32 protein-coding genes and 1 other RNA gene are annotated in these 26,669 nt (G+C 42.7%); 25 read left to right on the top strand and 8 right to left on the bottom strand.

Annotated features, from left to right (window positions below; all coding sequences use genetic code 11):
• Positions 1-116: 116 nt before the first annotated feature.
• The 7 genes from AC0OMU_RS07775 (at position 117) to AC0OMU_RS07745 (ending at position 5,380) form a co-directional block, all read left to right on the top strand.
• Positions 117-287, top strand: a complete 171-nt coding sequence (locus AC0OMU_RS07775; RefSeq protein WP_003225588.1) for a YpmA family protein — start codon at positions 117-119, stop codon at positions 285-287.
• 8 nt (positions 288-295) lie between these two features.
• A complete protein-coding gene (gene tseB, locus AC0OMU_RS07770; RefSeq protein ID WP_015383951.1) occupies positions 296-781 on the top strand; it encodes a cell wall elongation/penicillin-binding protein regulator TseB in 486 nt (161 codons plus the stop codon).
• A 22-nt stretch (positions 782-803) separates the two neighbouring features.
• Positions 804-1,985 (top strand): aspartate transaminase AspB, encoded by a 1,182-nt coding sequence (aspB, locus tag AC0OMU_RS07765; protein WP_474241035.1) that lies wholly within the window; start codon positions 804-806, stop codon positions 1,983-1,985.
• 143 nt (positions 1,986-2,128) lie between these two features.
• A complete protein-coding gene (gene asnS / locus AC0OMU_RS07760; RefSeq protein WP_004398777.1) occupies positions 2,129-3,421 on the top strand; it encodes an asparagine--tRNA ligase in 1,293 nt (430 codons plus the stop codon).
• Between the two features lie 91 nt (positions 3,422-3,512).
• Positions 3,513-4,211, top strand: a complete 699-nt coding sequence (gene dnaD / locus AC0OMU_RS07755; RefSeq protein ID WP_004398499.1) for a DNA replication protein DnaD — start codon at positions 3,513-3,515, stop codon at positions 4,209-4,211.
• A gap of 18 nt (positions 4,212-4,229) precedes the next feature.
• Positions 4,230-4,889, top strand: coding sequence for an endonuclease III (gene nth, locus AC0OMU_RS07750; protein WP_015483371.1), 660 nt, complete (start codon positions 4,230-4,232; stop codon positions 4,887-4,889).
• Entirely contained in the window at positions 4,886-5,380 is a 495-nt protein-coding gene (locus tag AC0OMU_RS07745) for a YpoC family protein (RefSeq protein WP_015383948.1), read from the top strand. The genes nth and AC0OMU_RS07745 overlap by 4 nt, the downstream gene beginning before the upstream one ends.
• A 75-nt stretch (positions 5,381-5,455) precedes the next feature.
• On the opposite strand, the gene AC0OMU_RS07740 is transcribed toward AC0OMU_RS07745, so the two are convergent.
• Both AC0OMU_RS07740 and recU read right to left on the bottom strand, forming a co-directional pair.
• The gene (locus AC0OMU_RS07740) at positions 5,456-8,206 is read right to left on the bottom strand and encodes a transglycosylase domain-containing protein (protein WP_474241034.1); all 2,751 of its coding nucleotides are present in this window, start codon (positions 8,204-8,206) and stop codon (positions 5,456-5,458) included.
• A gap of 21 nt (positions 8,207-8,227) precedes the next feature.
• Positions 8,228-8,848 carry a Holliday junction resolvase RecU gene (gene recU / locus AC0OMU_RS07735; protein ID WP_004399067.1) on the bottom strand — a complete coding sequence of 207 codons (621 nt, stop codon included), beginning with the start codon at positions 8,846-8,848 and terminating at the stop codon, positions 8,228-8,230.
• Between the two features lie 40 nt (positions 8,849-8,888).
• Between recU and AC0OMU_RS07730 the strand changes: the two genes are divergently transcribed.
• Positions 8,889-9,851 (top strand): DUF2515 domain-containing protein, encoded by a 963-nt coding sequence (locus AC0OMU_RS07730; protein WP_015383945.1) that lies wholly within the window; start codon positions 8,889-8,891, stop codon positions 9,849-9,851.
• Between the two features lie 24 nt (positions 9,852-9,875).
• Here the strand turns inward: AC0OMU_RS07730 and sspM are convergent, their stop codons facing one another.
• The gene (gene sspM / locus AC0OMU_RS07725) at positions 9,876-9,980 is read right to left on the bottom strand and encodes an acid-soluble spore protein SspM (RefSeq protein WP_003225606.1); all 105 of its coding nucleotides are present in this window, start codon (positions 9,978-9,980) and stop codon (positions 9,876-9,878) included.
• A gap of 198 nt (positions 9,981-10,178) precedes the next feature.
• Between sspM and AC0OMU_RS07720 the strand changes: the two genes are divergently transcribed.
• Positions 10,179-10,424: a DUF5446 family protein gene (locus AC0OMU_RS07720; RefSeq protein WP_021481526.1), complete on the top strand. Its 246-nt coding sequence runs from the start codon at positions 10,179-10,181 to the stop codon at positions 10,422-10,424.
• A 45-nt stretch (positions 10,425-10,469) separates the two neighbouring features.
• Entirely contained in the window at positions 10,470-10,841 is a 372-nt protein-coding gene (locus tag AC0OMU_RS07715; RefSeq protein ID WP_021481525.1) for a YppE family protein, read from the top strand.
• A 38-nt stretch (positions 10,842-10,879) separates the two neighbouring features.
• Here the strand turns inward: AC0OMU_RS07715 and AC0OMU_RS07710 are convergent, their stop codons facing one another.
• Entirely contained in the window at positions 10,880-11,068 is a 189-nt protein-coding gene (locus tag AC0OMU_RS07710) for a YppF family protein (protein ID WP_003230690.1), read from the bottom strand.
• Between the two features lie 186 nt (positions 11,069-11,254).
• Between AC0OMU_RS07710 and AC0OMU_RS07705 the strand changes: the two genes are divergently transcribed.
• The gene (locus tag AC0OMU_RS07705) at positions 11,255-11,632 is read left to right on the top strand and encodes a YppG family protein (RefSeq protein WP_014477159.1); all 378 of its coding nucleotides are present in this window, start codon (positions 11,255-11,257) and stop codon (positions 11,630-11,632) included.
• Positions 11,633-11,652: 20 nt separating this feature from the next.
• Here the strand turns inward: AC0OMU_RS07705 and AC0OMU_RS07700 are convergent, their stop codons facing one another.
• Positions 11,653-12,072: an Hsp20/alpha crystallin family protein gene (locus tag AC0OMU_RS07700; RefSeq protein WP_014477158.1), complete on the bottom strand. Its 420-nt coding sequence runs from the start codon at positions 12,070-12,072 to the stop codon at positions 11,653-11,655.
• A 137-nt stretch (positions 12,073-12,209) separates the two neighbouring features.
• Between AC0OMU_RS07700 and AC0OMU_RS07695 the strand changes: the two genes are divergently transcribed.
• From AC0OMU_RS07695 to AC0OMU_RS07655, 9 genes are all read left to right on the top strand, one after another.
• Positions 12,210-12,716, top strand: coding sequence for a PTS sugar transporter subunit IIA (locus AC0OMU_RS07695; protein WP_015483368.1), 507 nt, complete (start codon positions 12,210-12,212; stop codon positions 12,714-12,716).
• A gap of 102 nt (positions 12,717-12,818) precedes the next feature.
• Positions 12,819-15,068: an ATP-dependent helicase MrfA gene (gene mrfA / locus AC0OMU_RS07690; RefSeq protein ID WP_015383941.1), complete on the top strand. Its 2,250-nt coding sequence runs from the start codon at positions 12,819-12,821 to the stop codon at positions 15,066-15,068.
• A gap of 15 nt (positions 15,069-15,083) precedes the next feature.
• Positions 15,084-16,325: a metal-dependent exonucleaseMrfB gene (gene mrfB, locus AC0OMU_RS07685; protein ID WP_015383940.1), complete on the top strand. Its 1,242-nt coding sequence runs from the start codon at positions 15,084-15,086 to the stop codon at positions 16,323-16,325.
• A gap of 100 nt (positions 16,326-16,425) precedes the next feature.
• Positions 16,426-16,554: a hypothetical protein gene (locus tag AC0OMU_RS07680; RefSeq protein WP_003230707.1), complete on the top strand. Its 129-nt coding sequence runs from the start codon at positions 16,426-16,428 to the stop codon at positions 16,552-16,554.
• Positions 16,555-16,637: 83 nt separating this feature from the next.
• A complete protein-coding gene (cotD, locus tag AC0OMU_RS07675; protein WP_010886551.1) occupies positions 16,638-16,865 on the top strand; it encodes a spore coat protein CotD in 228 nt (75 codons plus the stop codon).
• 88 nt (positions 16,866-16,953) lie between these two features.
• Positions 16,954-17,499 carry an SLOG family protein gene (locus tag AC0OMU_RS07670; protein ID WP_015483367.1) on the top strand — a complete coding sequence of 182 codons (546 nt, stop codon included), beginning with the start codon at positions 16,954-16,956 and terminating at the stop codon, positions 17,497-17,499.
• A 75-nt stretch (positions 17,500-17,574) separates the two neighbouring features.
• Positions 17,575-17,871 carry a cell division regulator GpsB gene (gene gpsB, locus AC0OMU_RS07665; RefSeq protein WP_003225629.1) on the top strand — a complete coding sequence of 99 codons (297 nt, stop codon included), beginning with the start codon at positions 17,575-17,577 and terminating at the stop codon, positions 17,869-17,871.
• Positions 17,872-17,936: 65 nt separating this feature from the next.
• Positions 17,937-18,318: RNase P RNA component class B (gene rnpB, locus AC0OMU_RS07660), an RNA gene on the top strand.
• 100 nt (positions 18,319-18,418) lie between these two features.
• The gene (locus AC0OMU_RS07655) at positions 18,419-19,576 is read left to right on the top strand and encodes a THUMP domain-containing class I SAM-dependent RNA methyltransferase (RefSeq protein ID WP_015483366.1); all 1,158 of its coding nucleotides are present in this window, start codon (positions 18,419-18,421) and stop codon (positions 19,574-19,576) included.
• A gap of 52 nt (positions 19,577-19,628) precedes the next feature.
• On the opposite strand, the gene AC0OMU_RS07650 is transcribed toward AC0OMU_RS07655, so the two are convergent.
• Positions 19,629-19,781, bottom strand: coding sequence for a YpzG family protein (locus AC0OMU_RS07650; RefSeq protein WP_010327933.1), 153 nt, complete (start codon positions 19,779-19,781; stop codon positions 19,629-19,631).
• Between the two features lie 163 nt (positions 19,782-19,944).
• Between AC0OMU_RS07650 and AC0OMU_RS07645 the strand changes: the two genes are divergently transcribed.
• On the top strand, positions 19,945-20,136 hold the full coding sequence (locus AC0OMU_RS07645) for a hypothetical protein (RefSeq protein WP_003246090.1): 192 nt from the start codon (positions 19,945-19,947) through the stop codon (positions 20,134-20,136).
• A gap of 102 nt (positions 20,137-20,238) precedes the next feature.
• Positions 20,239-22,164, top strand: coding sequence for an ATP-dependent DNA helicase (locus AC0OMU_RS07640; RefSeq protein WP_014477152.1), 1,926 nt, complete (start codon positions 20,239-20,241; stop codon positions 22,162-22,164).
• A 41-nt stretch (positions 22,165-22,205) separates the two neighbouring features.
• On the opposite strand, the gene kduD is transcribed toward AC0OMU_RS07640, so the two are convergent.
• Entirely contained in the window at positions 22,206-22,970 is a 765-nt protein-coding gene (gene kduD, locus AC0OMU_RS07635; protein WP_047182786.1) for a 2-dehydro-3-deoxy-D-gluconate 5-dehydrogenase KduD, read from the bottom strand.
• A 1-nt stretch (position 22,971) separates the two neighbouring features.
• The gene (kduI, locus tag AC0OMU_RS07630) at positions 22,972-23,799 is read right to left on the bottom strand and encodes a 5-dehydro-4-deoxy-D-glucuronate isomerase (protein WP_047182785.1); all 828 of its coding nucleotides are present in this window, start codon (positions 23,797-23,799) and stop codon (positions 22,972-22,974) included.
• A 221-nt stretch (positions 23,800-24,020) separates the two neighbouring features.
• Between kduI and kdgR the strand changes: the two genes are divergently transcribed.
• The 3 genes from kdgR to eda are packed head-to-tail and all read left to right on the top strand — an operon-like array spanning position 24,021 to position 26,644.
• The gene (kdgR, locus tag AC0OMU_RS07625; protein ID WP_047182784.1) at positions 24,021-25,040 is read left to right on the top strand and encodes a pectin utilization transcriptional regulator KdgR; all 1,020 of its coding nucleotides are present in this window, start codon (positions 24,021-24,023) and stop codon (positions 25,038-25,040) included.
• A gap of 37 nt (positions 25,041-25,077) precedes the next feature.
• Positions 25,078-26,052, top strand: coding sequence for a 2-dehydro-3-deoxygluconokinase (gene kdgK, locus AC0OMU_RS07620; protein WP_047182783.1), 975 nt, complete (start codon positions 25,078-25,080; stop codon positions 26,050-26,052).
• A 1-nt stretch (position 26,053) separates the two neighbouring features.
• Entirely contained in the window at positions 26,054-26,644 is a 591-nt protein-coding gene (gene eda, locus AC0OMU_RS07615) for a bifunctional 4-hydroxy-2-oxoglutarate aldolase/2-dehydro-3-deoxy-phosphogluconate aldolase (RefSeq protein ID WP_015383933.1), read from the top strand.
• The last annotated feature ends 25 nt before the right edge of the window (positions 26,645-26,669 follow it).

The following is a 26,669-nucleotide window of genomic DNA, read 5'->3' as shown; positions in this document are numbered from 1 at the left end:
GTGGGAGTAGGATGGTGTTTTATTTAAAAGCGGATTTCCCGCTCTGTGATACTAGTATGGCGTGTCCTGAAATGGAGTATGACTAACAATATTTGTTCAAACTGGAGGATGAAAAAATGGAAAGTAAAATCGAAATTCTTTCAACAATTAATGTAGAGCATTCTGATGATCTGTATAAAATTGTGGACACATTGAATCGTACACTGAAAAGAGATAATCTGATGTTCGGCCTTGCGCTGGATGAAGAAAACAAAAACCAAGCCGTTTTTACCATTTATCGTACGTAGGTGAGAAGATGAGAAAAAAAGCATTAATATTTACCGTCATTTTTGGTATTATTTTTTTAGCAGTACTTCTTGTCTCGGCAAGCATTTATAAATCAGCCATGGCACAAAAGGAAGAGGGGCATGAAGCAGCAGCAGCTGAAGCTAAAAAAGAAACCGATCTCGCCAATGTTGATCAAGTCGAAACATTTGTCGGAAAAGAAAAATATTATGTTGTAAAGGGAACGGATAAAAAAGGCACTGCAATATATGTCTGGGTTCCTGCTGATAAAAAAGCAAAAATTCTCTCAAAAGAAGCGAAAGAGGGAATCTCTGAAGACAAAGCGGCGAAAATCATAAAGGATGAAGGGCTGGTTTCAAAGCAAAAAGAGGTTCATCTGGCAAGAGAAGGAAACGTCCTGCTTTGGGAAGTGACGTACTTAGACAAAGAAGGGCAATACAGTTTAAGTTATGTGGACTTTACAACTGGAAAGATTCTTAAAAATATCACGCCTTAAGACGAATTAGGGGGAGTTCAAGTTGAAACTGGCAAAAAGAGTATCCGCATTAACACCATCAACCACACTGGCAATCACAGCGAAAGCGAAAGAACTGAAAGCCGCAGGCCATGATGTCATCGGCTTAGGAGCAGGAGAACCTGACTTCAATACACCGCAGCATATTATTGATGCCGCTGTACGTTCGATGAACGAGGGCCATACGAAATACACGCCTTCCGGTGGTTTGGCTGAACTGAAAAACAGCATTGCAGAGAAATTTAAACGCGACCAGAATATTGAATACAAACCGTCTCAAATTATTGTCTGCACTGGTGCCAAACATGCTCTGTATACCCTTTTCCAAGTGATTTTGGATGAAGAAGATGAAGTTATTATTCCAACGCCTTACTGGGTAAGCTATCCGGAGCAGGTGAAACTCGCTGGCGGAAAGCCTGTTTATGTAGAAGGGCTTGAGGAAAATCACTTCAAAATTTCGCCTAAGCAGCTGAAAAATGCAATTACGGAAAAAACAAAAGCAATCGTTATTAACTCTCCAAGCAACCCGACTGGTGTCATGTATACGGAAGAAGAACTATCTGCACTCGGTGAAGTGTGCCTTGAACATGATATCTTGATTGTGTCAGATGAAATTTATGAAAAACTTACATACGGCGGAAAGAAACATGTTTCCATTGCACAGCTGTCAGACAGACTGAAAGAACAAACGGTCATTATAAACGGCGTATCGAAGTCCCACAGCATGACAGGCTGGAGAATCGGTTATGCGGCAGGCTCTGAAGACATTATTAAAGCGATGACGAACCTTGCAAGCCACAGCACGTCAAACCCGACATCAATCGCACAGTACGGAGCGATTGCGGCTTATAACGGGCCTTCTGAGCCATTGGAAGAAATGAGAGAAGCATTTGAACATAGATTAAATACGATCTATGCAAAGCTCATAGAAATCCCAGGGTTCAGCTGTGTGAAGCCGGAAGGTGCTTTTTACTTGTTCCCGAATGCAAAAGAGGCAGCTCAATCTTGCGGTTTCAAAGATGTAGATGAATTTGTTAAAGCGCTTCTCGAGGAGGAAAAAGTTGCGATTGTTCCAGGATCCGGATTTGGCTCTCCTGAGAATGTCCGTCTTTCTTATGCAACATCGTTAGATCTTCTTGAAAAAGCCAATGAAAGAATCAAGCGTTTTGTAGAAAAACATAGCTAACAGATCAAAAAGCGGCTGACAGAAAAGCCGCTTTTTATCTGCATTGACCCGGTTAGTTAAGAGCGGGTATAATAAAGTGATGATAAAAGAGTTCGCGGGGCATTGAGCTTCCGAATGTCTTTCTTGTTTTGGAGGGAAATATGTTGAAAACAACAATCAACCAAGTGTACAAGCACGTAGGTGAGGAAGTAACGATCGGAGCTTGGGTCGCTAATAAGCGTTCAAGCGGGAAAATTGCGTTTTTACAGCTTCGGGACGGTACCGGTTTTATTCAGGGTGTCGTAGTAAAAGCGGAAGTGGAAGAAAGCATTTTCCAAACAGCTAAATCAGTGACGCAGGAAACGTCGCTCTATATAAAAGGGATTGTCAAAGAGGACGAGCGTTCTCCGCTTGGATATGAACTTGCTGTGACAGATATTGAAGTCATTCACGAAGCGACCGATTATCCAATTACACCAAAAGAACACGGAACGGAATTTTTGATGGATCACAGACATTTATGGCTGCGTTCAAAGCGCCAGCATGCGATCATGAAAATCCGTAATGAAATCATTCGCGCGACTTACGAATTCTTTAATAACGAAGGCTTCGTAAAAGTGGATCCGCCGATTCTGACTGGAAGCGCACCTGAAGGAACAACAGAACTCTTTGCGACAAAGTACTTTGATGAAGATGCATATCTGTCTCAAAGCGGCCAGCTCTACATGGAAGCTGCGGCAATGGCTTTAGGAAAAGTATTCTCTTTCGGACCGACATTCAGAGCGGAAAAGTCTAAAACAAAGCGTCACTTAATCGAATTCTGGATGATCGAACCTGAAATGGCGTTTGTAGAATTTGAAGAAAACCTTCAAGTACAGGAAAATTACGTTTCTTTCATCGTGCAATCAGTTCTTAAAAATTGTAAAATTGAATTAAACACATTGGGAAGAGACACGTCAAAACTTGAGCAAATCAAAGCCCCGTTCCCAAGAATCACGTATGATGAAGCGATTGAATTTCTGAAAGAAAAAGGCTTTGACGATATCGAGTGGGGAGATGATTTCGGAGCGCCTCATGAAACAGCGATTGCTGAACACTATGACAAACCGGTATTCATCACTCGCTATCCGACGTCCTTAAAACCGTTCTATATGCAGCCGGCTTCTGATCGTGAGGACGTTGTGCTTTGCGCTGACTTGATTGCGCCGGAAGGCTATGGAGAAATCATCGGCGGGTCTGAACGGATTCACGATATGGAACTTTTGGAATCGCGTCTTAAAGAACATGGACTGGATTCTGACGCATATAAATGGTATGCTGAACTTAGAAAATATGGATCAGTTCCTCATTCCGGCTTCGGCCTTGGATTAGAGCGGACAGTAGCTTGGATCAGCGGAGCACCTCACGTTCGTGAAACGATTCCGTTCCCAAGACTGTTAAACCGTCTGTATCCGTAATACATTCAAATGAAACAAAAAAGAGTCTCCTGTAAGGGAGACTTTTTACAGTAAAGGGGCAATACAATCCTTTACAGTAAGAGGTGTGACGATGAAAAAACAGCAATTTATTGATATGCAGGAGCAGGGAACATCAACCATTCCCAATCTTCTGCTCACGCATTATAAACAGCTTGGGCTTAATGAAACAGAACTTATTCTGCTGTTAAAAATTAAAATGCATTTAGAAAAAGGATCATATTTTCCTACACCGAATCAACTGCAGGAAGGTATGTCAATTTCTGTTGAAGAATGCACAAACAGATTGCGGATGTTTATTCAAAAAGGCTTTCTGTTTATTGAAGAATGCGAGGATCAAAACGGCATCAAATTTGAGAAATATTCTCTTCAGCCTTTATGGGGGAAGCTGTACGAGTATATTCAGCTTGCACAGAATCAAACACAGGAAAGAAAAGCAGAAGGGGAACAAAAAAGCCTTTATACCATTTTTGAGGAAGAGTTCGCAAGGCCGTTATCGCCTTTGGAGTGTGAAACGCTGGCGATCTGGCAGGACCAAGATCAGCATGATGCACAACTGATCAAACACGCGTTAAAAGAGGCTGTACTATCAGGAAAACTCAGTTTCCGCTACATTGACCGCATTTTGTTTGAATGGAAGAAAAACGGGCTTAAAACTGTGGAGCAGGCAAAAATACACAGCCAAAAATTCCGGCGTGTACAAGCAAAGCAGAATGAACCGCAAAAAGAGTATAAAAGGCAGGTTCCTTTTTACAATTGGCTTGAACAATAAAGTGAAAAGGTGACAATCGTGTTAAATCTAAAACAAATTGAATTCTGTTTAGACAAGATAGGTGACATGTTTCCTCATGCGGAGTGTGAACTGGTTCATTCCAATCCTTTTGAATTAGTGGTGGCTGTTGCTTTATCTGCGCAATGTACAGATGCACTTGTAAACAGAGTGACCAAAACATTATTCCAAAAATACAAACGGCCGGAAGACTATTTGGCTGTTCCGCTGGAAGAGCTTCAGCAGGATATTAAATCAATCGGTTTATATCGTAATAAAGCGAAAAATATTCAAAAGCTGAGTAAAATGATTATTGAAGATTACGGCGGAGAAGTACCGAGAGACCGCGATGAGCTTGTCAAACTGCCAGGGGTCGGGAGAAAGACCGCAAACGTAGTGGTATCCGTTGCGTTTGGCGTGCCGGCCATTGCCGTAGATACCCATGTGGAGAGAGTCACCAAACGATTGGGCATTTGCCGGTGGAAGGACTCGGTGCTGGAAGTTGAAAAGACGCTGATGCGCAAGGTTCCCAAAGAAGACTGGTCCGTTACGCATCACCGGCTTATTTTCTTCGGCAGATATCACTGTAAAGCCCAATCTCCGCGCTGTGCGGAGTGCCCGCTGCTTTCTTTGTGCAGAGAAGGGCAGAAGAGGGATAAAAAAGGACTGGTGAAACGATGACGCAAGCAAAAGAAGTGTTGGCTTCCTATGAGCAATACTTGCGCAGTCTTGACCAGAAGAGTTCCTCGGATATGAAGAAAACCTTGCAGACCAATCCCGTGTATTTTGATTTCTGCACGGAATTACAAGGCGATTTGCCATGGGAAGACAGCGGGAAATACGTTCCGCTTTTATTTGAAGTGTGGGATGACATCAAAGCATCACTTCTCCCAGTCTTTCAAACACGAAAATCGAGATGTGACCAAAACGAAATGTTAAAGGGCATTGTGTGTTTGCTGGCTTCGTTACATTGGACAGCAGGTGAGCCGGTGAAATCACTCGATTGGCAAGAACTGAGGGAGAAATCATATCCCGCAAAGCCGATTAATTGGGCTGAACGAGTGGAATTTATTCTTCTTAAGCCGACCCAATACCATTGCTTTATTCAGCTTGATGAGCTGATTACCGAAATGAAAAAGCATTTTTATAAATATCATGCGATGAATCGATAAAACCTCCTCTTAAAACGGGAGGTTTTTTATTGTGTACCAAAAAAGCCATCACCCCAAAGGTGACGGCTTTTTTGTTTAATTTGTTTTTTCAATTGATGATGAGTTTGTTTGTGTTTTATTAGATGTGTCTGTTTTATTTTTATTCGTGTCAGAACCTGTTGAATCATTCTTGCCAGAGTTCGAATCACCATCCGACGTATCCTGGTTGTTACTGTTGTCGTTATCGTTATCGTTTGATTGGTCTTGGTTATTGTTGTCGGACGGATTGGTGTTCGTATTGTCTTGTTTTTTGTCTTGATCTTTTGTTGAATCATCTGTCTGATCTTGATCCGTCTGACCGTCATCTTTTTGAGAATCATCAGTTTGTGTATCATCCTGAGTCTTCTCATCATCTTGTTTTTCATCATCCGTTTGTTGCTGGTCTTTTTTATCTTCATCGTCTTCAGCTTTTGGCACCTCATAGGATGTGGAAGCTGTACTTTTGCCATCATCACTGACGGCTGTTACTTCGAATTTGTACACAGATCCTGGCTGCACACCCGAAATGACTGCCTCTTTTGCAGAGCTGTTTTGAATTTCTGAGTAGCTGCCGCCATCAACAGATTGCTTAACAGCAAAGGTCGCATCTCCGTCGTAATTCCAGCTTAACGTTAAAGATTGATTGTCTTTATCGTATTTCACGTTTAAACCAGACAATTTAGCTGTTTCCTCTTTTTCTTCTTTCTCATATGTTTTAGAAACAGTAGAAGGAGCTGTGCCTTTAACAAAGTACTCTGTGAGCTTCTTATCGCTTGGCGTATTTGGCCCTGCCAGTTTTGCAGGATTTGAGCCTTTTTCTACAGAGGCTTCCACTACGCTGTCAGGTTTCTCAAATGATCCACTTCCGTCATCGACATCGGCGATGAGCTGGGCGAAGATGCGCTTTGCAATCTGTTGCTCTGTTTTATTTAAAGATTTTTTTCCTATCTTATTTTGAGAATCTACACCTGTCCAAACAGCAGCGGTATATTGAGGTGTATATCCTACAAACCAAGAATCTGGTACCCCGCCTTGTGCGATATTGTATTTTTGCATATCCGCTTCATCAAAGTTTGTTGTACCTGTTTTACCTGCAACTTCCACTCCCGGAACTTGTGCAAGCTGTCCAGTACCTGTTTTAACAGCTGTTTTCAGCATATCTGTAATCATAAACGCAGTATAATCGCTCATTGCTGACTTTGATTTTGGTGTTAAATCAAGCTTTGTGCCATCGTTAAATTCAATAGACTTTACAAAATGCGGTTCGTTATATGTTCCGTTATTTCCGAATGCACTGTATGCTCCAGCCATAGTTAGAGTAGAGACACCGGGATTACCTTCTCCGAATCCTCCGATAGAATATGATTCATACACTTTTTCTTTATTTAATCCGAGCCCCAGTCCATTAGCAAAATCAACTGCTGCATCTTTTCCGACTGCTTGGAATGCTTTTAGAGCCGGAATGTTACGTGATTGGGCGAGGGCTTCACGCATAGACATGACCCCTTTATAGGAACGGTCAAAGTCTCGAATAGGTGTTCCATCTGAATACGTGTAAGCTGAGTCATCAATTTGCTCGTAAGTTGACCATTTTTTATTTTCAATCACTGGACCGTAGTCGAGAATAGGTTTAATGGTAGACCCAGGCTGTCGCTGGGCTTGGGTCGCGTAATTATAGCCACCAACCGTAGAATCTCTTCCGCAGCCAATCGCCCGCACTTCTCCGGTTTTCGTATCGAGAAGGGTAACGCCGCCCTGCATGCCTTCAGTAAATCCGACGGTGTCTCCGTCCATTAATTCATCTAGTTTATCTTGTGCTTTTGTATCTAATGTCGTATAGATCTTTAATCCGTCAGCAGATGGATCGACATCAGATTTTTCATCAATTTCCTTCATAACCTCTTCAACAAATGCGCTGTATTTGTTTGTACTTGCTTTTTCATATTCCTTCTGTGACACGACGCCTTCGTCTTTCACTGCCACTTTTTTCGCTTTGTTATATTGAGAATCAGAAATAAATCCTTGTTTTTTCATCAGACTGAGTACGATGTTCCGTCGTTTTTCCGCTTTATCCGGGTTTTTAACGGGATTGTACGCTGTCGGGCTTTGCGGCATTCCTGCAAGCGTCGCAGCCTGTTCGACAGTCAATTTGCTTAAATCTGTAACGCCGAAAAATTCTTCCGCCGCTTTTCCGATACCGTATGCTCTAGGAGAAAAATAAATCCGGTTTAAATACATTTCTAAAATTTCATCTTTAGAGTAATTGCGCTCCAGCTGAATCGAAAGCCATACTTCCTGCACCTTCCGTTTCAACGTCTTCTGATGTGAAAGAAGGGAGTTTTTGACGACCTGCTGGGTGATCGTACTTCCGCCTTCAGCCCCGAAGCCGTCTTTAAAGTTGGCAACTAAAGCACCGCCGATACGGACAGGGTCAATCCCGTGGTGCTCATAAAAACGAGCGTCTTCTGTCGCGATAAAGGCTTCTTTTACAACATCGGGAATTTCATCTATCGAGACGTAGGTACGTTTTTCGGCGCCGACTTCGGCGATCTCTTTTCCATTTTTATCATAAATCGTTGATGAATAAGGCGTCTTCAATTTGCTTTCATCAAGGGACGGCGCATCAGAAACCATGACGGCAAATGTAACAGCACCGCCGACTACGCCTAAAACAAACAGAATGAGTAAAGTGAAAAGGGTCTTTTTAAACAATCCGCCCTTTTTTCGTTTCTTGCCTTTTTTCGGTGAAGGACTCGACTTGCTGTTCGCTTTTCGTCGAGCTTCACGGCTGTTAAATTGATCTGACATAACATCTCAACCTTTCGTTAATCAACCTTTCGCACCAGATGATGGCGAAAAATAAAGCTGTTCAATAATACTAATATAATCAATTCTGGGTGCGTATCCAAGAGAAATCGGATAAGCTGTTTCTTCCAACTCATCTTTTCGAATTGATTTTCTGCCGTTTTTTTCTTTTCTGTCCCAGAAATAAAACAGCTTATCGGCTTCCAAAAAATAAACCTGGTCGAAAGCGGATATAATAACAAAACAAATACCGTCTTGAGCCTTTACCTGCTTCATATGCTCGATTTGATGGTCATGAAAATTCTGCAGGGGGAAAGAGGTCTTGTTTTTCGTTTCTTTCGCCTCAAAATCAATATACCGCCCTTTGTAAATCCCATTGTAGTCTGTTGTCGATGATTGTTTAAAGTAAGCTTCTTTAATCACTGCGGCACTTCTTTTTGGATAATGGACATTTACAATTTGAACAGGTGTCGGCTTTTTGTGTATAACGGCAATTTGGTTTGTCAGATAATACTTATTCGTTTCGTTTAAGTCATCTTCGAGGGTCATTCCGCGATTACTGTAAGACGGGGCCCTTTTCTGACTGTTTTGGGATGAAACCGAATGTTTCGGCTGAAATGTTTTTCCGTTAGGATACCGAATCACTTTCTCATCCTCCTTATTAAACTAATCATGACGGAAGTGAATGAACGTGCAAGAACAACAGACCATCAGAAAGCTTCTGAGCCGGATTGAGCGGCAGACAAAAATAAAAAACGCGGATAACATTTCAAGAACAAATGCTTATAAAGCATTTTACGACCGTCATCCGGAAATCAAATGGTCGCTTTTGGCTTCTTTCGTTTCTCGTAATGCCGGCTGGTCAATGACTGACTTAAAAGGCAGTCTGTTTCAGCTTGGACTCCGTGAGAGACAGCAAGAATGGTTCTTTTTAGCCTATGAAAGAGCGAACTGGCTTATTTTTTCGGATGCCTATCCGCAGCTTCTTTTATACCACTGGTCAAAAAGAGTCGGGAAACCGCTGTTTCATCTTCTGCATGTGTTTGGCGTCTCACAATTTATGTCGGAAGAATGGACCCGTTTTTGGCATGAGCGAAATACGGAGCGGCTAATGTATGCCCTCATTATAAATGAACAAAACACTATCCAAACACCTATTATACAAAATCCTTCGTTTAAAAAGAATGTTTTTGACACGATTCCTTTTTATTTAAGTGACTGGTTTCATTTTAACACCGTTATTTTTCCTTCCTCAAATGGGTTTCTTTACGGCATTTCAGTGAAACGCTTTTCAAAGGCGGAGGAAAGGATAAGGCTGGGAAAGCAGCTGTCTCAATTGCTGTTCAAGCCAGAATTGTTCTCCTCTTTTTATCACTTTTTGCACACAGTGCCGCACTCAGGTTCACGTTTTGATATGGAAAAGATGATCGGGATTACAAAAAGAACATCTCCTATGCTAAGGACATGCTACCCTGAGTTAATCCACTCATTAGACGGAACGAAAACAGATTGGTTTCATGGAAAGATAAAGAAAACGTTCTTTAGGCGCGAGGAATTGCCGAAGCAGATTGAATTGACAGACTGGTATTTACATAAAAAGCGCCAGCTTCATGCGCTTTTCGCGGTGGAGCAGTGGCTGAAAAAATAAAGAAGCAAGGAAATTCCTTGCTTCTTACGTAGAAGGGCGGTTCGGGCCGCCTAATTTTTTATCTAAAGAATCGATTGCCTTTGATTCAGTCTTTTTTTGCTGGCCGGCTTTTTTCGGTCTTGTTTTCATACGGCACCTCCTCACAAGTATCGTTTGCATTAAGGAGGAGGATCATACAATTTTTGCGGGTGTTTTTGTCGAAAACTTCAGCTTTTCGTGGAATACCTGTTTGTTTGGCGATTTGCTTCTAGTTTTGTCATGAGGAAGGAAAGAGCCTTGAGAGCAAAGAATGTTAACCGGGAGAGACGAGGAAAGGGAGGTACACGAATGTCCGGTTATGTTAGCAAGACAGATATTCTCCGTATGCTTTCTGATATAGAAGATGAATTAACGCGAGCTGAGCAAAGCCTGAATCATTCTGTAAATGCATTAGAGGCTGAGATGCGGGAAACGGAAAACGATCGCCTGAGTGTGCTTGAAGAAGAAATCATAGATCTTCATATTTGTATAAATGAGCTGTATCAATCGCCTGAACACAGGTATGCGTTTGAGAAAGTATACCGCATCGGCTGAATTTGTGAGTGAAATTTGGTACGATAGGCATTGAGGTGAAAGGTATTGCTATCACAAACATTGCTGGAAATGACCGAGCAAATGATTGAAGTTGCTGAAAAAGGCGCTGATCGGTATCAGGAAGGAAAAAACAGTAATCATTCTTATGATTTTTTTGAGACGATAAAGCCTGCAGTTGAAGAGAATGATGAACTGGCGGCTCGCTGGGCAGAGGGTGCTCTTGAATTGATAAAAGTCCGCCGGCCAAAATATGTGCATAAAGAGCAAATTGAGACCGTAAAGGATAATTTCCTGGAATTGGTCCTTCAATCATATGTTCATCATATTCATAAAAAACGGTTCAAGGACATCACTGAATCAGTCCTTTATACTTTGCACGCAGTAAAGGATGAAATTGCAAGAGAAGACAGCCGGTAAAAGGCTGTCTTCTTTTCGTTTTTATAGGGGGCCGGACGTTAATTCATCTCATATGCCGGGCTTTCTGCTCCATTTGCTTCGAGAACCTTCATACTGTTACGAAACTCAGTTATGCTGAGATGTCCTTGAATATAGAGGAACTTGGCAAAGTCCATCAGTTTATTCATACAGTCTGTTTCATATTTCTTCATTTCTGCAAAACGTTTGCTTAAGTATGATACGTTCATTATGGTGCATCCCCTCTCATCTGTATTGAAAATATGGTACCATAATGATTCGACTTTTTTCTGTTTTTAAAAAATTTAAACTTTCGACACAATTTGACAAATGCTAATCATCACTTGTGACACAAACAATAGAAGTCATTCATACATATATAGAAGAGAAATATGTTGTGTTTAGGGGGAATCGCAATGAACAGGAGCTCTCGAAGCTATCCTCGGCAAATGGGCTATTATTATCCTCAGCAAATGCAAGGATATTATCAGCAGGCTGCACCCGGTTATTTAGAGCAACAACTGCCTCAGCAGCATTATGGACAGCAGGATTATTATCAGCCCTATGCTCCGATCCAGCCTATGCCTATGCAGCCGCCTGTATTTTCTAACCCTTATCCTATCCCAAGGCCTAATCAACAGCAGCCTTCGCAATTTCAAAGCATTATGTCGCAGTTCAAAAAAGCCAATGGGCAATTTGATTTTAATAAAATGATGGATACGACAGGTCAAGTAATGAGTGCAATGAATCAGGTCGGATCTTTAATAAAGGGATTTACCAGCTTTTTTAAATGATAGAAGCATGAATGAATCGTTCATTCATGCTTATTTTTTGGAAAGAAAAGTGTCATTGTCTGCTCGTTCCAAGACGTTTCCATATCTTCTTGGCGAACTTCATAAGGCAGCTGAACCGTTCTTGTCATGCTTGTAAAGGTAGCCTCATTTTGGTGTTTCTGTTTTTCTTGGAGGGTTACATGGAGATACCTCGATTTAACATCAACGACGATCTCGCCATCTCGAAACGTCGCCGGAATGGTAATATCGATATACAGACCAGTATCTTTTTCTCTGACATGTATGGTCGTCTGCACATCCTTTAAACTCGAGTTGATCAGGTTCTGAAATCCGTTTATAAGGTTGCCGAACGCTGAGGATTGAAAAAGAGTGTCGATTGCCTCCGTTATGATTTCTTCTTTCTTTTGCAGTTCGTTCTTTTTGTCATCATGGAATTCCAATTTCGCCACCGCCTTTTTTAAACAGATTATGCGTCTATGCCAGATGTTGTTATAAATTGAAGCAAAATTGAAAGTGTGGTTAAATAGTGGTGAATGAAGGGATAACGGTTGAAGTGAATGAGAAGGGAGAAAATACATTGCTGAAAAAATTATTCGGAATGGGCAAAACTCAGGAAAAGGTGACAGAAGAGGTTATTTATTCTCCGGCAGACGGTACAGTAATGGACCTGTCAGATGTGCCGGACCCTGTTTTTTCACAGAAAATGATGGGAGAAGGAATAGCGGTGGAACCTTCTAGCGGTGAAATCGTTTCTCCCGCTGAAGGTGAAGTCATTCAGATTTTCCACACCAAACACGCCGTTGGCATTCGGACTCGCTCGGGAATTGAGCTTTTAATTCATGTCGGGCTGGAGACAGTCAATATGAACGGAGAAGGATTTACTGCCCACATTAAAGAAGGGGATAAAGTGAAGGTCGGTGATCCGCTGATTACATGTGATTTGGAATTAATAAAAGAAAAAGCGAGCAGCACAGTCATCCCAATCGTTATAATGAATGGTGAGGCTGTAGGATCAATTGTACCGGCAGGCGAAAAGGCTGCTCGTAAAGGCGAATCAAAGCTCCTTACAATAAAAGCGAAATAAGCAGGGCGTATGCCTTGCTTTTTTTATTCAACTGTATAAAATTTGCACCTAGCCATGCAAACAAATATTCGGTAAACTGTACTTGACAAAGAGGTGTAAAGAATGAAAAAGAAATCACTGACTGAACTCATTTCTGATTTAAAAGGAAATGAAAACGTTGTGAATTGGCATGAAATTGAGCCTCGGGAAGCAAAAACAAGGCCTATGCCCGAAAGTATAGACGAGAGAATCAAAGCGGCCCTTTCGAAAAGGGGCATTGATGAACTATATACTCACCAATATTCCGCTTTTCAATATGTGCAAAAAGGAGAAAGCATCGTTACCGTAACGCCAACAGCATCAGGAAAAACGTTATGCTACAACCTCCCAGTCCTGCAGTCCATCGCCCAAGATGAAACAAACCGGGCGTTATATTTATTTCCGACTAAAGCGCTGGCACAAGACCAAAAGAGCGAGCTAAATGAAATTATTGATGAAATGGGCATTGATATTAAAAGCTTTACATATGACGGGGATACGTCTCCGGCAATCAGACAAAAGGTGAGAAAAGCAGGTCATATTGTCATTACAAACCCCGATATGCTGCATTCTGCCATTCTACCGCATCATACGAAATGGGTCAGTTTGTTTGAAAACCTTAAGTATATCGTCATCGATGAGCTTCATACGTATCGAGGTGTGTTCGGCAGCCATGTGGCAAATGTGATCCGGCGGCTAAAGCGGATCTGCCGGTTTTATGGAAGTGATCCGGTTTTTATTTGTACTTCCGCAACAATTGCCAACCCAAAGGAATTGGGAGAGCAGCTGACAGGCAAACCGATGCGGCTGGTCGATGACAACGGCGCACCGAGCGGACGCAAGCATTTTGTGTTTTACAATCCGCCAATTGTGAACAAACCGCTGAATATTAGAAGGAGCGCAACCGCAGAAGTGAATGAACTGGCGAAAGAGTTCCTTAAAAACAAAGTGCAGACCATTGTTTTTGCCAGAAGCAGAGTTCGGGTGGAAATTATTTTAAGCCATATTCAGGAGCTTGTGAAAAAAGAGATTGGAACAAAATCAATCAGAGGCTATCGGGGAGGCTATCTGCCGAAAGAGCGAAGAGAAATCGAAAGAGGCCTGAGAGAAGGCGACATTTTAGGAGTGGTCAGTACGAATGCCTTAGAGCTTGGTGTTGATATCGGCCAGCTGCAAGTGTGTGTAATGACGGGGTATCCAGGAAGTGTTGCAAGTGCTTGGCAGCAGGCCGGACGAGCCGGCAGAAGACACGGTGAATCTTTGATTATCATGGTAGCCAATTCAACACCGATTGACCAATATATTGTGCGGCATCCTGAATATTTCTTTAATCGTTCGCCGGAATCTGCAAGAATCAATCCGGAGAATTTGATTATTTTAGTAGACCACTTAAAGTGTGCGGCTTATGAGCTTCCTTTTAGAGCTGATGAAGAATTTGGAGCCATGGAAGTCAGTGATATTCTTGAGTATCTTCAGGAAGAGGCTGTTCTTCACCGCAACGGCGAACGGTACCATTGGGCAAGTGAGTCGTTCCCTGCTTCAAACATCAGTTTGCGTTCCGCCTCCCAGGAAAATGTCGTTATAGTTGATCAGTCGGATATTGCAAATGTAAGGATTATCGGTGAAATGGACCGTTTTAGTGCGATGACGCTTTTACATGATGAAGCAATTTATTTGCATGAAGGCGTTCAGTATCAAGTTGAGAAACTCGATTGGGACCATAAAAAGGCGTATGTCAGAAAAGTCGATGTCGAATATTATACGGATGCAAACCTGGCAGTTCAGCTGAAGGTATTAGAAACCGATAAAACGAAAGAAAAAAGCCGTACGTCATTGCACTACGGAGACGTCACTGTCAATGCCCTGCCGACCATTTTTAAAAAAATAAAAATGACCACTTTTGAAAATATTGGGTCTGGACCTATTCATTTGCCGGAAGAAGAACTGCATACAAGTGCAGCTTGGCTCGAAATCAAAACAGCGGATGAAGATATCGGGGAAAAGACACTGGAACAGCTGCTTCTTGGCATCTCGAATGTGCTGCAGCATATTGTCCCTGTGTATATCATGTGTGATCGAAATGATGTTCATGTTGTTTCTCAAATTAAAGCAGCCCATACCGGATTGCCAACCATATTTTTATATGATCATTATCCGGGCGGTATCGGTTTGGCGGAGGAAGTCTTTAAACGTTTTTCAGACATTAATGAAGCGGCGAAACAACTGATTGCACATTGTCCTTGTCATGACGGCTGTCCGTCTTGTATAGGTACGGAAATAGAAGGGATAAAAGCAAAGGAAAGAATTTTGCAGCTGTTGGATCAAATGTCGTAAGGAGGGAGGCCGGATATGTCATTAAAAGGGAAACTCCAGCGGATGAAAAAGCACATGGTGCTCGACGAAGGAGAACAAAAAATAGAAGCAGGCAAACAAGAAAACCACATTGATGACATCCCGTTTTTAGAAGAGTGGGAGGCTTTTGGCATGAAGCCTTTCATCTTCGAAGATGAATATTGCCTCATCAGAGAAGTAGAATATCCGCTTTCTCACCGCCATGGGTTATACAGCTTTTCTGAACTTGAGGAAGTGATCACACTGTGGAATCAAAGCGGCCTATCGCATACATTGTCAGCAAAAGGGTATAACAAAAACAACCTCTTTTTCTTTGATACAGAAACAACCGGTCTTGGGGGTGGAGCTGGGAATACCATTTTTTTGCTTGGGCATGCGAGAGTATATGAAGACCGAGTGACAGTCAAACAGCATCTTTTGCCCAAACCGGGGAACGAAGTCGCCTTGTACCAAAGCTTTTTAAGCGAGGTTGACATTACATCACTTGTGACCTACAACGGCAAAGCTTTTGATTGGCCGCAGGTGAAAACAAGGCACACCTTGATCCGTGACAGACTTCCGAAGCTTCCGGAGTTTGGCCACTTTGATCTTTTGCATGGAGCTAGACGCCTGTGGAAACACAAAATGGACCGCGTATCTCTTGGCACGGTTGAAAAAGAGGAGCTCGGCATCCGCAGACTAGAAGACACACCGGGCTACTTGGCGCCAATGCTTTACTTTCATTTTATAAAGGCGCAAGAGCCGGATCTTTTAAAAGGTGTCCTGCATCATAATGAAATGGATGTGTTATCACTCATTTCATTGTACATCCATATGTCTAAAAAAATCCTTTCAGAATCACATGCGCCAAAAGAACACAGTGAAGCCTATGCTATGGCGAAATGGTTTATGGCTCATAAAGAAACGGACCAAGCGATCAAGCAGTTGGAAAGGCTTATAGAAAAATCGTTTGAGGACCAGGATAGTGCACGGCTAGATTTATCGCTCCTGTACAAAAAACAAAACCGCTTGGAAGAAGCAGTGGCGCTTTGGGAAAACCTGTCCCGCTCGCAAAACCAGAAGTGCAGATACGCTGCTGTAATAGAGCTCGCGAAATATTTTGAGCATAAGAAAAAAGCATTCGGAAAAGCATTGCAAATAGCAGAACAATTGCTTAGCGATGCGGCATGCTTAACAGAGAAAGAAACTGAAAAACTGGATGTGAGAATTGCCCGGCTTAAGAGGAAATATTCCTCTTAAATATTCCCCGGGAAAGCGCAAAAGACGACTTGTTTCGCCATGGATTTTTTTTGCTGAATTCACATTGATTTTGTTGTAGAATAGCGGCGAATCCTGTAAAATGACGTTAGTTATTTTTAAAGGGAGAGTTGGTATGTATAAGGGTGTTTTTTACTTGTTCTTTGTTGTGGTATTTTTGATTGCTTTTGTGTTTTCAAACTTTAAAGACAGCTTAATTGCACACTTTTAAAATAGGTCTTTGCATCAGAACATGTACCCCTTATTTTTCATAGCTTAGTATTGTAATAAAGTTTATGGAAAGGGGATTTTATCATGCATCACTGCAGACCGCATATGATGGCGCCAATTGTCCATCCTACTCATTGCTGTGAACACCATACGTTTTCGAAGACTATCGTGCCGCACATTCACCCACAGCATACAACAAACGTAAACCACCAGCATTTTCAGCACGTTCACTACTTTCCACACACTTTCTCAAATGTTGACCCGGCTACGCATCAGCATTTTCAAGCAGGAAAACCTTGCTGCGACTACTAGTATGGAAAACGTGCAGCTTGATGGTGTAAACAATGCAGCACAACAAATGGGGCCCACGGGAGCCCCATTTTTTAAAGCAGGTGAAATGATGAAAGTATTGGCAATAACGGGCTATAAACCGTTTGAACTCGGGATATTTAAGCAGGATGACAAGGCACTGTATTACATAAAAAAAGCCATTAAGAACCGGCTGATTGCTTTTTTGGATGAAGGATTAGAATGGATTTTAATTTCGGGCCAGCTTGGAGCGGAGCTGTGGGCGGCAGAAGCTGCATATGATTTGCAGGAAGAATACCCTGACTTAAAGGTAGCTGTCATCACACCATTTTACGAGCAGGAAAAGAACTGGAAAGAACCGAATAAGGAACAGTATGAAGCAGTTCTGGCTCAGGCAGACTATGAAGCAAGCCTGACTCACCGTCCTTATGAAAGCCCGCTTCAATTCAAACAAAAAAATCAGTTCTTCATTGATAAGTCCGACGGGCTTCTGCTTTTATATGACCCGGAAAAGGAAGGCTCCCCTAAGTATATGCTTGGGACAGCGGAAAAAAGGCGCGAAAAGGATGGCTATCCCATCTACTTTATTACAATGGATGACTTGAGAGTGACAGTAGAGGAAGACAGCTACTCATAGCAATAAGAGAAATTTGACAACCGTACAGATTTCTGAAAAAATATATGTGATGATTCACGATACGAGGTGAAAAAGATGCTTGCTGATAAAGTAAAGCTTTCTGCGAAAGAAATTTTGGAAAAAGAATTTAAAACAGGCGTTAGAGGCTACAAGCAAGAAGACGTTGACAAATTTTTAGATATGATTATTAAGGATTATGAAACCTTCCATCAAGAAATTGAAGAACTGCAGCAGGAAAATCTGCAGCTGAAAAAACAGCTTGAAGAAGCCAGCAAAAAACAGCCTGTGCAATCTAACACAACAAACTTTGATATTTTAAAACGGCTGTCTAACTTAGAAAAACACGTTTTTGGCAGCAAGCTTTATGATTGATCACGCTTGAAAAAAATGGCGCTTGTAAATTGTAATCAGTTGTTATATAATAATTCATGTTCTTAACGTTCGGGTAATCGCTGCAGATCTTGAATCTGTAGAGGAAAGTCCATGCTCGCACGGTGCTGAGATGCCCGTAGTGTTCGTGCCTAGCGAAGTCATAAGCTAGGGCAGCCTTTAGAGGCTGACGGCAGGAAAAAAGCCTACGTCCTTCGGATATGGCTGAGTATCCTTGAAAGTGCCACAGTGACGAAGTCTCACTAGAAATGGTGAGAGTGGAACGCGGTAAACCCCTCGAGCGAGAAACCCAAATTTTGGTAGGGGAACCTTCTTAACGGAATTCAACGAAGAGAAGGACAGAATGCTTTCTGTAGATAGATGATTGCCGCCTGAGTACGAGGTGATGAGCCGTTTGCAGTACGACGGAACAAAACATGGCTTACAGAACGTTAGACCACTTACATTTAAAATGATGAAAACAAGCTCTCCCGTATAAGGAGAGCTTTTATCTTGAAAAGAGAAAAGTTTTAAAAGACAGGGTGATACGATGAAGAAGTATACACTAATTGCAACGGCGCCAATGGGCATTGAAGCTGTTGTCGCAAAGGAAGTACGAGATTTAGGATACGAATGCAAGGTTGATAACGGGAAAGTTATTTTTGAAGGTGATGCACTTGCCATCTGCCGTGCGAACCTTTGGCTTAGAACAGCCGACCGCATAAAGGTTCAGGTTGCTTCTTTTAAAGCGAAAACATTTGATGAACTGTTTGAAAAAACGAAAGCGATTAACTGGCGCTCATTTATACCTGAAAACGGGAAATTCCCTGTCATTGGAAAATCGGTAAAATCAACACTTGCAAGCGTTCCCGACTGTCAGCGGATTGTCAAAAAAGCAATTGTCGAAAAGCTCAAGCTGCAGTCCGGCAAAGCCAATGATTGGATTGAAGAAACAGGTGCCGAGTATAAAGTCGAAATTTCTTTATTGAAAGATCAGGCTTTGATTACACTGGACTCATCAGGGACAGGCCTTCACAAACGAGGTTACCGTGTCGATCAGGGCGGTGCGCCGATTAAAGAAACACTTGCTGCCGCTTTGGTGCAATTAACCAATTGGACGCCGGACCGCCCGTTTGTTGATCCTTTCTGCGGCTCCGGAACAATCGCGATAGAAGCGGCGCTAATCGGCCAAAACATCGCCCCGGGATTCAACCGCGATTTTGTATCAGAGGATTGGGAATGGATCGGTAAAGATCTGTGGAACAAAGCGCGGCTTGAAGTCGAAGAAAAGGCAAATTATGACCAGCCGCTTACAATTTTCGCAAGCGACATAGACCACCGCATGGTTGAAATCGCAAAAGAAAATGCAGAGGAAGCAGGGTTGGGAGATTTAATCCAGTTCAAGCAGATGCAGGTCAAAGATTTTACCACCAATCTGGAGTTTGGCGTAATTGTCGGCAACCCGCCATATGGAGAGCGTCTCGGCGAGAAAAAAGCCGTTGAGCAGATGTACAAAGAAATGGGGAAGGCGTTCGAGCCGCTTGATACTTGGTCTGTGTATATGCTGACATCAAATGAAAACTTTGAGGAAGCATATGGCAGAAAAGCAACGAAGAAACGAAAGCTCTTTAACGGGTTTATTAAAACGGATTATTATCAATATTGGTCAAAAGTAAGGCCGCAGCGAAAGAAAACAGAAAACGCATAAAAAGAAGACGCTCTGCATGCGTCTTCTTTCATCTTTCAGCCATATTCTATCGTTACCAACGGTGAGCTTTCGCGTTGCTTCTCAATATAATGTTGGTTTGGGACATTTCAGTGTGACCGTTTACTTGAGACTTAGAACGTTTAGGCCGCGTCCAATTGTGATGAAACAGTTCAGAATGCTGATCTAATCGGTTTCTATAACTCATGTCAACATCACTCCCTGATAGAATATTGTTGATAAGACGGATAATCCGGAGACGGAATATCAAGTGTAGTTTGTGCATGTTTCGGTGATAACATGCGGTAAAGCATGTATATAAAATGAAAAGTTCGCATACAATGATGATTATTTCCATCAGAGGTGATCTCATGCTGAACAGCGAACATTTTAATCTTATTCAAAGGGCGCTTGACGCAACAGCAAACGAGCTGAAGGAGCTCGGGACTGATTCGTCTCCGTCTGTGATTTCGCATGCGCAAACTGATTTAGAAAAAGCGGTAGAACATATTTATTCAACAGACCATCCTTTTTTATCGTCGCATGTGATCAATCGTAAGTAAACTGCAAAAAACTTGGCATTGCCAAGTTTTTTTATTGTATTCATCAGCGGAAAATGATATTATTGGTGGTCTGAATGTCGAATAGTTGGGGGTTGGAACTAGGTGACAACATCACGTTTGCCTTTTTCTTTAACGAAAACAAAGAATTTTTATGAAGAATTGAACAATTGGATTGGTGACGTGTTTTACGATATCCTTCCCGAAAAAGGGTTTGATCTTCGGGACGAGCAAGTATTTATGGCTTTTCAGCTGGAGCGGGCGTTTAAAGAGAAAAAAGTCATGTTCGCCGAAGCTGGAGTGGGAACGGGGAAAACGCTGGTTTATCTTCTTTTTGCAATCAGCTATGCAAGGTATGTCGGAAAACCCGCCATCATCGCTTGTGCAGATGAAACATTAATTGAACAGCTGGTGAAAAAAGAGGGCGATATTTCTAAGCTGGCTGAGCATCTTGATCTGAAAATTGATACAAGGCTGTCAAAATCACATGAGCAATATTTATGCTTGAAGAAGCTTGAAAAAACAATGCAGCGTTCTGATGATGATAAATGGCTGGATCTTTATGAGTCGTTACCGTCATTTGTCCACGAGTCACAGGCGATGCAGCGCTTTTATCCGTATGGCGACCGTAAGCAGTACGCAAATCTATCGAATGAAGAGTGGTCTGACGTAAGCTACGACTCGTTTCAGGACTGTCTGACTTGTGATATGAGACACAGATGCGGTCTGACACTTTCCAGAGATTACTACCGCAAGTCAACGGACTTAATCATTTGTTCCCATGATTTTTATATGGAGCATGTGTGGACGGAAGAATCACGCAAACGAGAGGGCCAGCTGCCGCTCTTGCCTGATCATAGTGCAGTTGTATTTGATGAGGGGCACTTGTTAGAGTTTGCTGCGCAAAAAGCGCTAACCTATAGAGTGAAGCAGTCTACTCTTGAATTGTTTTTAGAACGATTGCTGCAAAATGACATCAGAGAAGAGTTTGCAGAATTGATTGAAGATGCGCTTCTCGCAAACGACGAATTTTTCTATGTTCTTTCTGAAGAATCAAAGGAAGTAGCCGGTTCACACCGTTTAGAAATAAAAAATGACCAGCGTGTCAAAAAGGCGGCGGACGAGCTTTGCCGTTTACTTGATAAAATCGGTGAGGCACTTGTATTTGAGTCTGAAATGTATACGATTGATCAATACGAGCTGTCAGTAGTGGAAGAATATGTTGAACAAATGGCGTATTCATTATCTCTATATCAAAAGGATGCGATCAGCTGGCTGGAGAAAAAGGAAGCAGAATCAACTTTTGTCGTGATGCCGAGAACGGTAGCAGAAGTACTTGGCGAAAAAGTGTTTTCTAAGAAAATTCCTTATATCTTTTCTTCTGCTACGCTGTCAGAAGGCGGTTCGTTTGATTATATTGCCGACAGTCTTGGGATTCATGATTATTTGTCATTAACTGTTGATTCCCCTTATGATTATGACGAGCAAATGAGTATTAATCTATACGCAAAAACAGATATGGCCGCTGAACAAAAAACGGCTGAAACGATTGAAACAATCAAACGTTACAAAGGAAGAACGCTGGTGCTTTTCCCTTCTTTTGAAGAATTAAACGAGTTTAAAGAGCTGTCGGCGGCATGGGAGCTGCCGTATCCAATTTTCTTCGAAGGTGATGAGGAAATCAGCAGCTTAGTAGAGAAATTCCAAGAGGAAGAGGAAACAGTACTTTGTTCAGTTCACTTATGGGAAGGACTCGACATTCCCGGTGACGCATTGAAGAATGTTACCATTTGGTCATTGCCGTTCCCGCCACACGATCCTGTATTTACAGCGAAGCGCAACGGAGCGAAAAAAGATCCGTTCGAAGAAGTTGATCTGCCATATATGTTGTTACGTGTACGGCAGGGCATCGGGCGCCTGATTCGCTCGAATCAAGACAGCGGCTCGATTCACATTTACGCTGGCGGAGAAAATGAACGCATCATTGATGAGGTCAAAAAGGTCTTGCCTGTTGAACCGCACATGATGTAATGGAAAAAAGCTGACGATCGTTCGTCAGCTTTTTTTATTTGTCAGCGGGATAGCCAGCCGCCATCAACTGCTAAAATATGTCCATTTACATAATCTGAAGCACGTGATGCCAAAAAGACTGCAGTCCCCCCGATATCATCCGCTTGGCCCCAGCGACCGGCAGGAATTCTCTTTAAAATGTCCTCATTTCGCTTTTCATCATCCCGAATAGGCTTTGTATTCGCAGTAGAAATATAGCCTGGGGCGATTGCGTTGACCTGAATACCAGACGCTGCCCACTCATTTGCAAATGATTTTGTCAAACCGGCAACAGCATGTTTGCTCGCGGTGTAAGCCGGAACGAGGATCCCGCCTTGAAAAGACAGGAGAGAGGCAATATTAATAATCTTTCCATGACCTCTTTTCAGCATGTGCCTGCCAGCAAGCTGTGTCAGAATAAACAAGCTGTTTAGATTGACATTCAGTACGTGCTGCCAGTTCTCTTCTGAAAAATCTTCCGCTTTTTCCCGATGAATAATGCCGGCATTATTGACAAGGATGTCGATCTGCCTGTTTTCAAACAGCTCAGCTGCAGAATCCTTTATTGCTTCCGGCTTGCTCATGTCCAATGTAAAAGATGTAAATGTCCGGCCTTCCTGTTCCACAAGCTGCTGTGTTTCAGACAGGCTGCTTTTATGTGATGTGCCGATAATATCAGCGCCAGCTCCGGCTAGGGCTTTGGCAATTCCTTGACCGATCCCTGTTCCTGGGCCTGTCACCAGCGCTGTTTTTCCTTCTAATGAAAAGGCGTCATGTAGATAACCCATCTTATTTCAGCCCATCCATCGGAATGAGATCCATGTCCGTAAATGTGTAATTTTCTCCAGCCATCGCCCACACAAAGCTATAGTTTGATGTTCCTGCGCCAGAATGAATAGACCAAGCGGGAGAAAGGACAGCCTGCTCATTTCCAACAACAAGATGGCGTGTTTCGTCCGGCTGGCCCATGAAATGAAATACCTTTGAGTCCTTTTCAAGATCCAGATAAAGATAAGCCTCCATCCGACGGTCATGAACGTGTGCTGGCATGGTATTCCAGTTGTTGTTTTGATCTAACATCGTTATTCCCATCATCAGCTGACAGCTTTTAATGCCATCCTGATGAATGACTTTGTACAGACTTCTGACATTAGACGCTGCATCATCACCAAGGCGGTCCGGTGTCAGTTCAGCTAGGGCGGCTTTTTGTGTCGGATAGCTTTTGTGGGCGCAAGCGGAGACGAAGTAAAACTTCGCTTTTTCACCGTTCAGGCTTGAAAATGATACATCCTGATTACCCATTCCGATATAGAGAAAATCCTTTGTTTGAAGCACATATTCATCATCGCCGACTCTAACGGCACCAGGCTCGCCGACATTAATAATCCCGATTTCACGCCGTTCCAAAAAGAAGTCTGTTTTTAGAAAATCACCTGCATCAAGCTTCAGTTCACTTTGCCCTGGAGCCGCTCCGCCGATGACAACCCGGTCTTCATGTGAGTAATACATCGTAAGTTTGTTTTCTGTAAATAAAGGATCCATTAAGAAATGACTGCGAAGCTCCTCTGTTGTAAAGCGTTTTACTTGTTCAGGATGTACAGAATAACGATTTTCCATTATATTTCCCCCTTGGTTAGGATTTCAGCATCACTTGAATGAAAATATTTTGGTAACGGTTTCAAAGAAAATTTTAGGATAAATAGTGAAAAGAGTCAACGGAAAAATAATGAATTGACACATTATTAAAAAAACTCTTTCCAAATTCTAAAATTATGGTATCCTTTTGTTGTAACGGTTTTGAAATCGGTTTCAAATATAAGAGATACAGGAGCACTTGAATGAAAAAGAAAACAACAGGCCATACAACCATCAAAGATGTAGCTGAATGTGCAGGAGTTTCGAAATCGACAGTTTCCCGCTATATTAACGGAAAAATTGACGCGATTTCTCCTGAAAAAGTGAAAAACATTAAAAAGGCAATCGCAGAATTGAATTATCGGCCGAGTAAAATGGCACAAGGTTTGAAAATAAAAAAAAGCAAGTTAATCGGATTTGTTGTGGCTGACATTACAAATCCTTTTTCGGTCGCTGCTTTCAGGGGAGTCGAAGAGGTTTGTGATCAATATGGATACAGCATTATGGTGTGCAACACAGATAACAGTCCTGAAAAAGAGCGGGAAATGCTCTTAAAGCTAGAAGCCCATTCGGTTGAGGGCCTGATTTTAAACGCAACAGGGGAAAACAAGGATGTACTGCGCGCTTTTGCTGAACAGCAAATTCCAACAATCTTAATTGACCGGAAACTGCCGGATCTGAAACTGGATACCGTAACGACTGACAACAGATGGATCACAAAAGAGATTCTTCAGAAGGTGTACAGCAAAGGGTATACTGATGTCGCGCTGTTTACCGAACCGATTTCCTCTATCAGCCCTCGTGCAGAAAGAGCAGCTGTGTATCAGGAAATGGCTTTGGTTCAAAATGTGAACGGGCTTGTTAGATTGCATGAAATTGACGTAAAGGACAAGGAGCAGCTTAAGGCGGCGCTTCGTTCTTTTCACAAGGAAATGCCGGAGCAAAAAAAAGCGATTCTGGCTTTGAATGGCTTGATTATGCTGAAAATCATCAGCTGTATGGAAGAGCTTGGCCTGCGCATCCCTCAAGATATAGGGATTGCAGGATTCGATGATACGGAGTGGTACAAACTGATCGGTCCAGGCATTACAACGATCGCCCAGCCGTCACATGATATGGGCAGGACGGCGATGGAACGTGTATTAAAAAGGATTGAAGGTGACAAAGGAGCGCCTCAAACCATTGAATTAGAGGCAAAAGTCATCATGAGAAAGTCACTTTAATCCTAGGTGCCCTCAACTAAGAGGAGGTTGGGAAGAGATGAAGCTTGATGCGGTGACATTCGGGGAATCAATGGCCATGTTTTACGCAAATGAGTATGGAGGCCTTCATGAAGTATCCACTTTTTCTAAAGGGCTTGCCGGAGCAGAAAGCAATGTCGCCTGCGGCCTTGCTAGACTCGGATTCCGAATGGGATGGATGAGCAAGGTCGGTAATGATCAGCTCGGAACGTTTATTGTACAGGAACTTAAAAAAGAGGGAGTGGATGTGTCCCGCGTGATCCGCTCGCAGGACGAAAATCCCACCGGGCTGCTGCTGAAGTCAAAAGTGAAAGAAGGCGACCCGCAAGTTACCTACTATAGGAAAAACTCAGCTGCAAGCACATTAACTTCAGCTGAATATCCGAGAGATTATTTTCAATGCGCAGGCCATTTGCATGTGACAGGTATTCCGCCTGCCTTGTCAGCCGAGATGAAAGACTTCACGTATCATGTCATGAACGACATGAGAAACGCAGGGAAGACCATTTCATTTGACCCTAATGTAAGACCTTCGCTTTGGCCTGATCAAGCAACAATGGTACACACAATTAATGATCTGGCTGGGCTTGCAGACTGGTTTTTCCCGGGTATCGCAGAGGGAGAGCTATTGACCGGAGAAAAAACACCTGAAGGCATTGCCGACTATTATTTGAAAAAAGGTGCCAGCTTTGTTGCTATTAAACTCGGAAAAGAAGGCGCTTACTTTAAAACGGGGACAAGTGAAGGATTTCTAGAAGGCTGCCGGGTCGACCGGGTGGTTGATACGGTCGGCGCCGGAGACGGATTTGCAGTCGGTGTAATCAGCGGTATCCTAGACGGTTTGTCGTACAAGGATGCGGTGAAAAGGGGAAATGCGATTGGAGCTTTACAAGTGCAAGCACCGGGGGATATGGACGGTTTGCCGACCAGGGAGAAATTAGCTTCTTTTTTATCTGCTCAAAGAACGGTTCACCAAAAGAAAGGGGATTATTAATATGGAGTCCAAAGTCGTTGAAAACCGTCTGAAAGAAGCAAAGCTGATTGCAGTCATTCGTTCAAAGGATAAGCAGGAGGCCTGTCAGCAGATTGAGAGTTTATTAGATAAAGGGATTCGTGCAGTTGAAGTGACGTATACGACCCCCGGGGCATCAGATATCATCGAATCCTTCCGTAATAGGGAAGATATTTTAATTGGCGCGGGCACGGTCATCACCGCGCAGCAAGCTGGGGAAGCTGCTGAGGCTGGCGCGCAGTTTATTGTCAGTCCGGGTTTTTCAGCTGATCTTGCTGAACATCTATCTTTTGTAAAGACACATTATATCCCCGGCGTCTTGACTCCGAGCGAAATTATGGAAGCGCTGACATTCGGTTTTACGACATTAAAGCTGTTCCCAAGCGGTGTGTTTGGCATCCCGTTCATGAAAAATTTAGCGGGTCCTTTCCCGCAGGTGACCTTTATTCCGACAGGCGGGATACATCCGTCTGAAGTGCCGGATTGGCTTAGAGCCGGAGCTGGCGCCGTCGGAGTCGGCAGCCAGCTGGGCAGCTGTTCAAAAGAGGATTTGCAGGCTGTTTTCCAAGTGTAAGTGGAATTGTTTTTTCATAACCGGA

The sequence above is a fragment of the Bacillus sp. FAU18 genome (assembly GCF_056033885.1).
The sequence above is the reverse complement of the archived record's forward strand: the minus strand, read 5'-3'. Positions and strand labels throughout refer to the sequence as shown.

Coding starts and splice junctions, on each gene's coding strand:
- AC0OMU_RS07775 (WP_003225588.1), top strand. CDS start 117: ATGGAAAGTAAAATCGAAATTCTTTCAACAATTAATGTAGAGCATTCT.
- tseB (WP_015383951.1), top strand. CDS start 296: ATGAGAAAAAAAGCATTAATATTTACCGTCATTTTTGGTATTATTTTT.
- dnaD (WP_004398499.1), top strand. CDS start 3,513: ATGAAAAAACAGCAATTTATTGATATGCAGGAGCAGGGAACATCAACC.
- AC0OMU_RS07745 (WP_015383948.1), top strand. CDS start 4,886: ATGACGCAAGCAAAAGAAGTGTTGGCTTCCTATGAGCAATACTTGCGC.
- AC0OMU_RS07740 (WP_474241034.1), bottom strand. CDS start 8,206: ATGTCAGATCAATTTAACAGCCGTGAAGCTCGACGAAAAGCGAACAGC.
- AC0OMU_RS07730 (WP_015383945.1), top strand. CDS start 8,889: ATGAACGTGCAAGAACAACAGACCATCAGAAAGCTTCTGAGCCGGATT.
- sspM (WP_003225606.1), bottom strand. CDS start 9,980: ATGAAAACAAGACCGAAAAAAGCCGGCCAGCAAAAAAAGACTGAATCA.
- AC0OMU_RS07720 (WP_021481526.1), top strand. CDS start 10,179: ATGTCCGGTTATGTTAGCAAGACAGATATTCTCCGTATGCTTTCTGAT.
- AC0OMU_RS07710 (WP_003230690.1), bottom strand. CDS start 11,068: ATGAACGTATCATACTTAAGCAAACGTTTTGCAGAAATGAAGAAATAT.
- AC0OMU_RS07705 (WP_014477159.1), top strand. CDS start 11,255: ATGAACAGGAGCTCTCGAAGCTATCCTCGGCAAATGGGCTATTATTAT.
- mrfA (WP_015383941.1), top strand. CDS start 12,819: ATGAAAAAGAAATCACTGACTGAACTCATTTCTGATTTAAAAGGAAAT.
- mrfB (WP_015383940.1), top strand. CDS start 15,084: ATGTCATTAAAAGGGAAACTCCAGCGGATGAAAAAGCACATGGTGCTC.
- AC0OMU_RS07680 (WP_003230707.1), top strand. CDS start 16,426: ATGACGTTAGTTATTTTTAAAGGGAGAGTTGGTATGTATAAGGGTGTT.
- cotD (WP_010886551.1), top strand. CDS start 16,638: ATGCATCACTGCAGACCGCATATGATGGCGCCAATTGTCCATCCTACT.
- AC0OMU_RS07670 (WP_015483367.1), top strand. CDS start 16,954: ATGAAAGTATTGGCAATAACGGGCTATAAACCGTTTGAACTCGGGATA.
- gpsB (WP_003225629.1), top strand. CDS start 17,575: ATGCTTGCTGATAAAGTAAAGCTTTCTGCGAAAGAAATTTTGGAAAAA.
- AC0OMU_RS07655 (WP_015483366.1), top strand. CDS start 18,419: ATGAAGAAGTATACACTAATTGCAACGGCGCCAATGGGCATTGAAGCT.
- AC0OMU_RS07650 (WP_010327933.1), bottom strand. CDS start 19,781: ATGAGTTATAGAAACCGATTAGATCAGCATTCTGAACTGTTTCATCAC.
- AC0OMU_RS07645 (WP_003246090.1), top strand. CDS start 19,945: ATGCTGAACAGCGAACATTTTAATCTTATTCAAAGGGCGCTTGACGCA.
- kduD (WP_047182786.1), bottom strand. CDS start 22,970: ATGGGTTATCTACATGACGCCTTTTCATTAGAAGGAAAAACAGCGCTG.
- kduI (WP_047182785.1), bottom strand. CDS start 23,799: ATGGAAAATCGTTATTCTGTACATCCTGAACAAGTAAAACGCTTTACA.
- kdgR (WP_047182784.1), top strand. CDS start 24,021: ATGAAAAAGAAAACAACAGGCCATACAACCATCAAAGATGTAGCTGAA.
- kdgK (WP_047182783.1), top strand. CDS start 25,078: ATGAAGCTTGATGCGGTGACATTCGGGGAATCAATGGCCATGTTTTAC.
- eda (WP_015383933.1), top strand. CDS start 26,054: ATGGAGTCCAAAGTCGTTGAAAACCGTCTGAAAGAAGCAAAGCTGATT.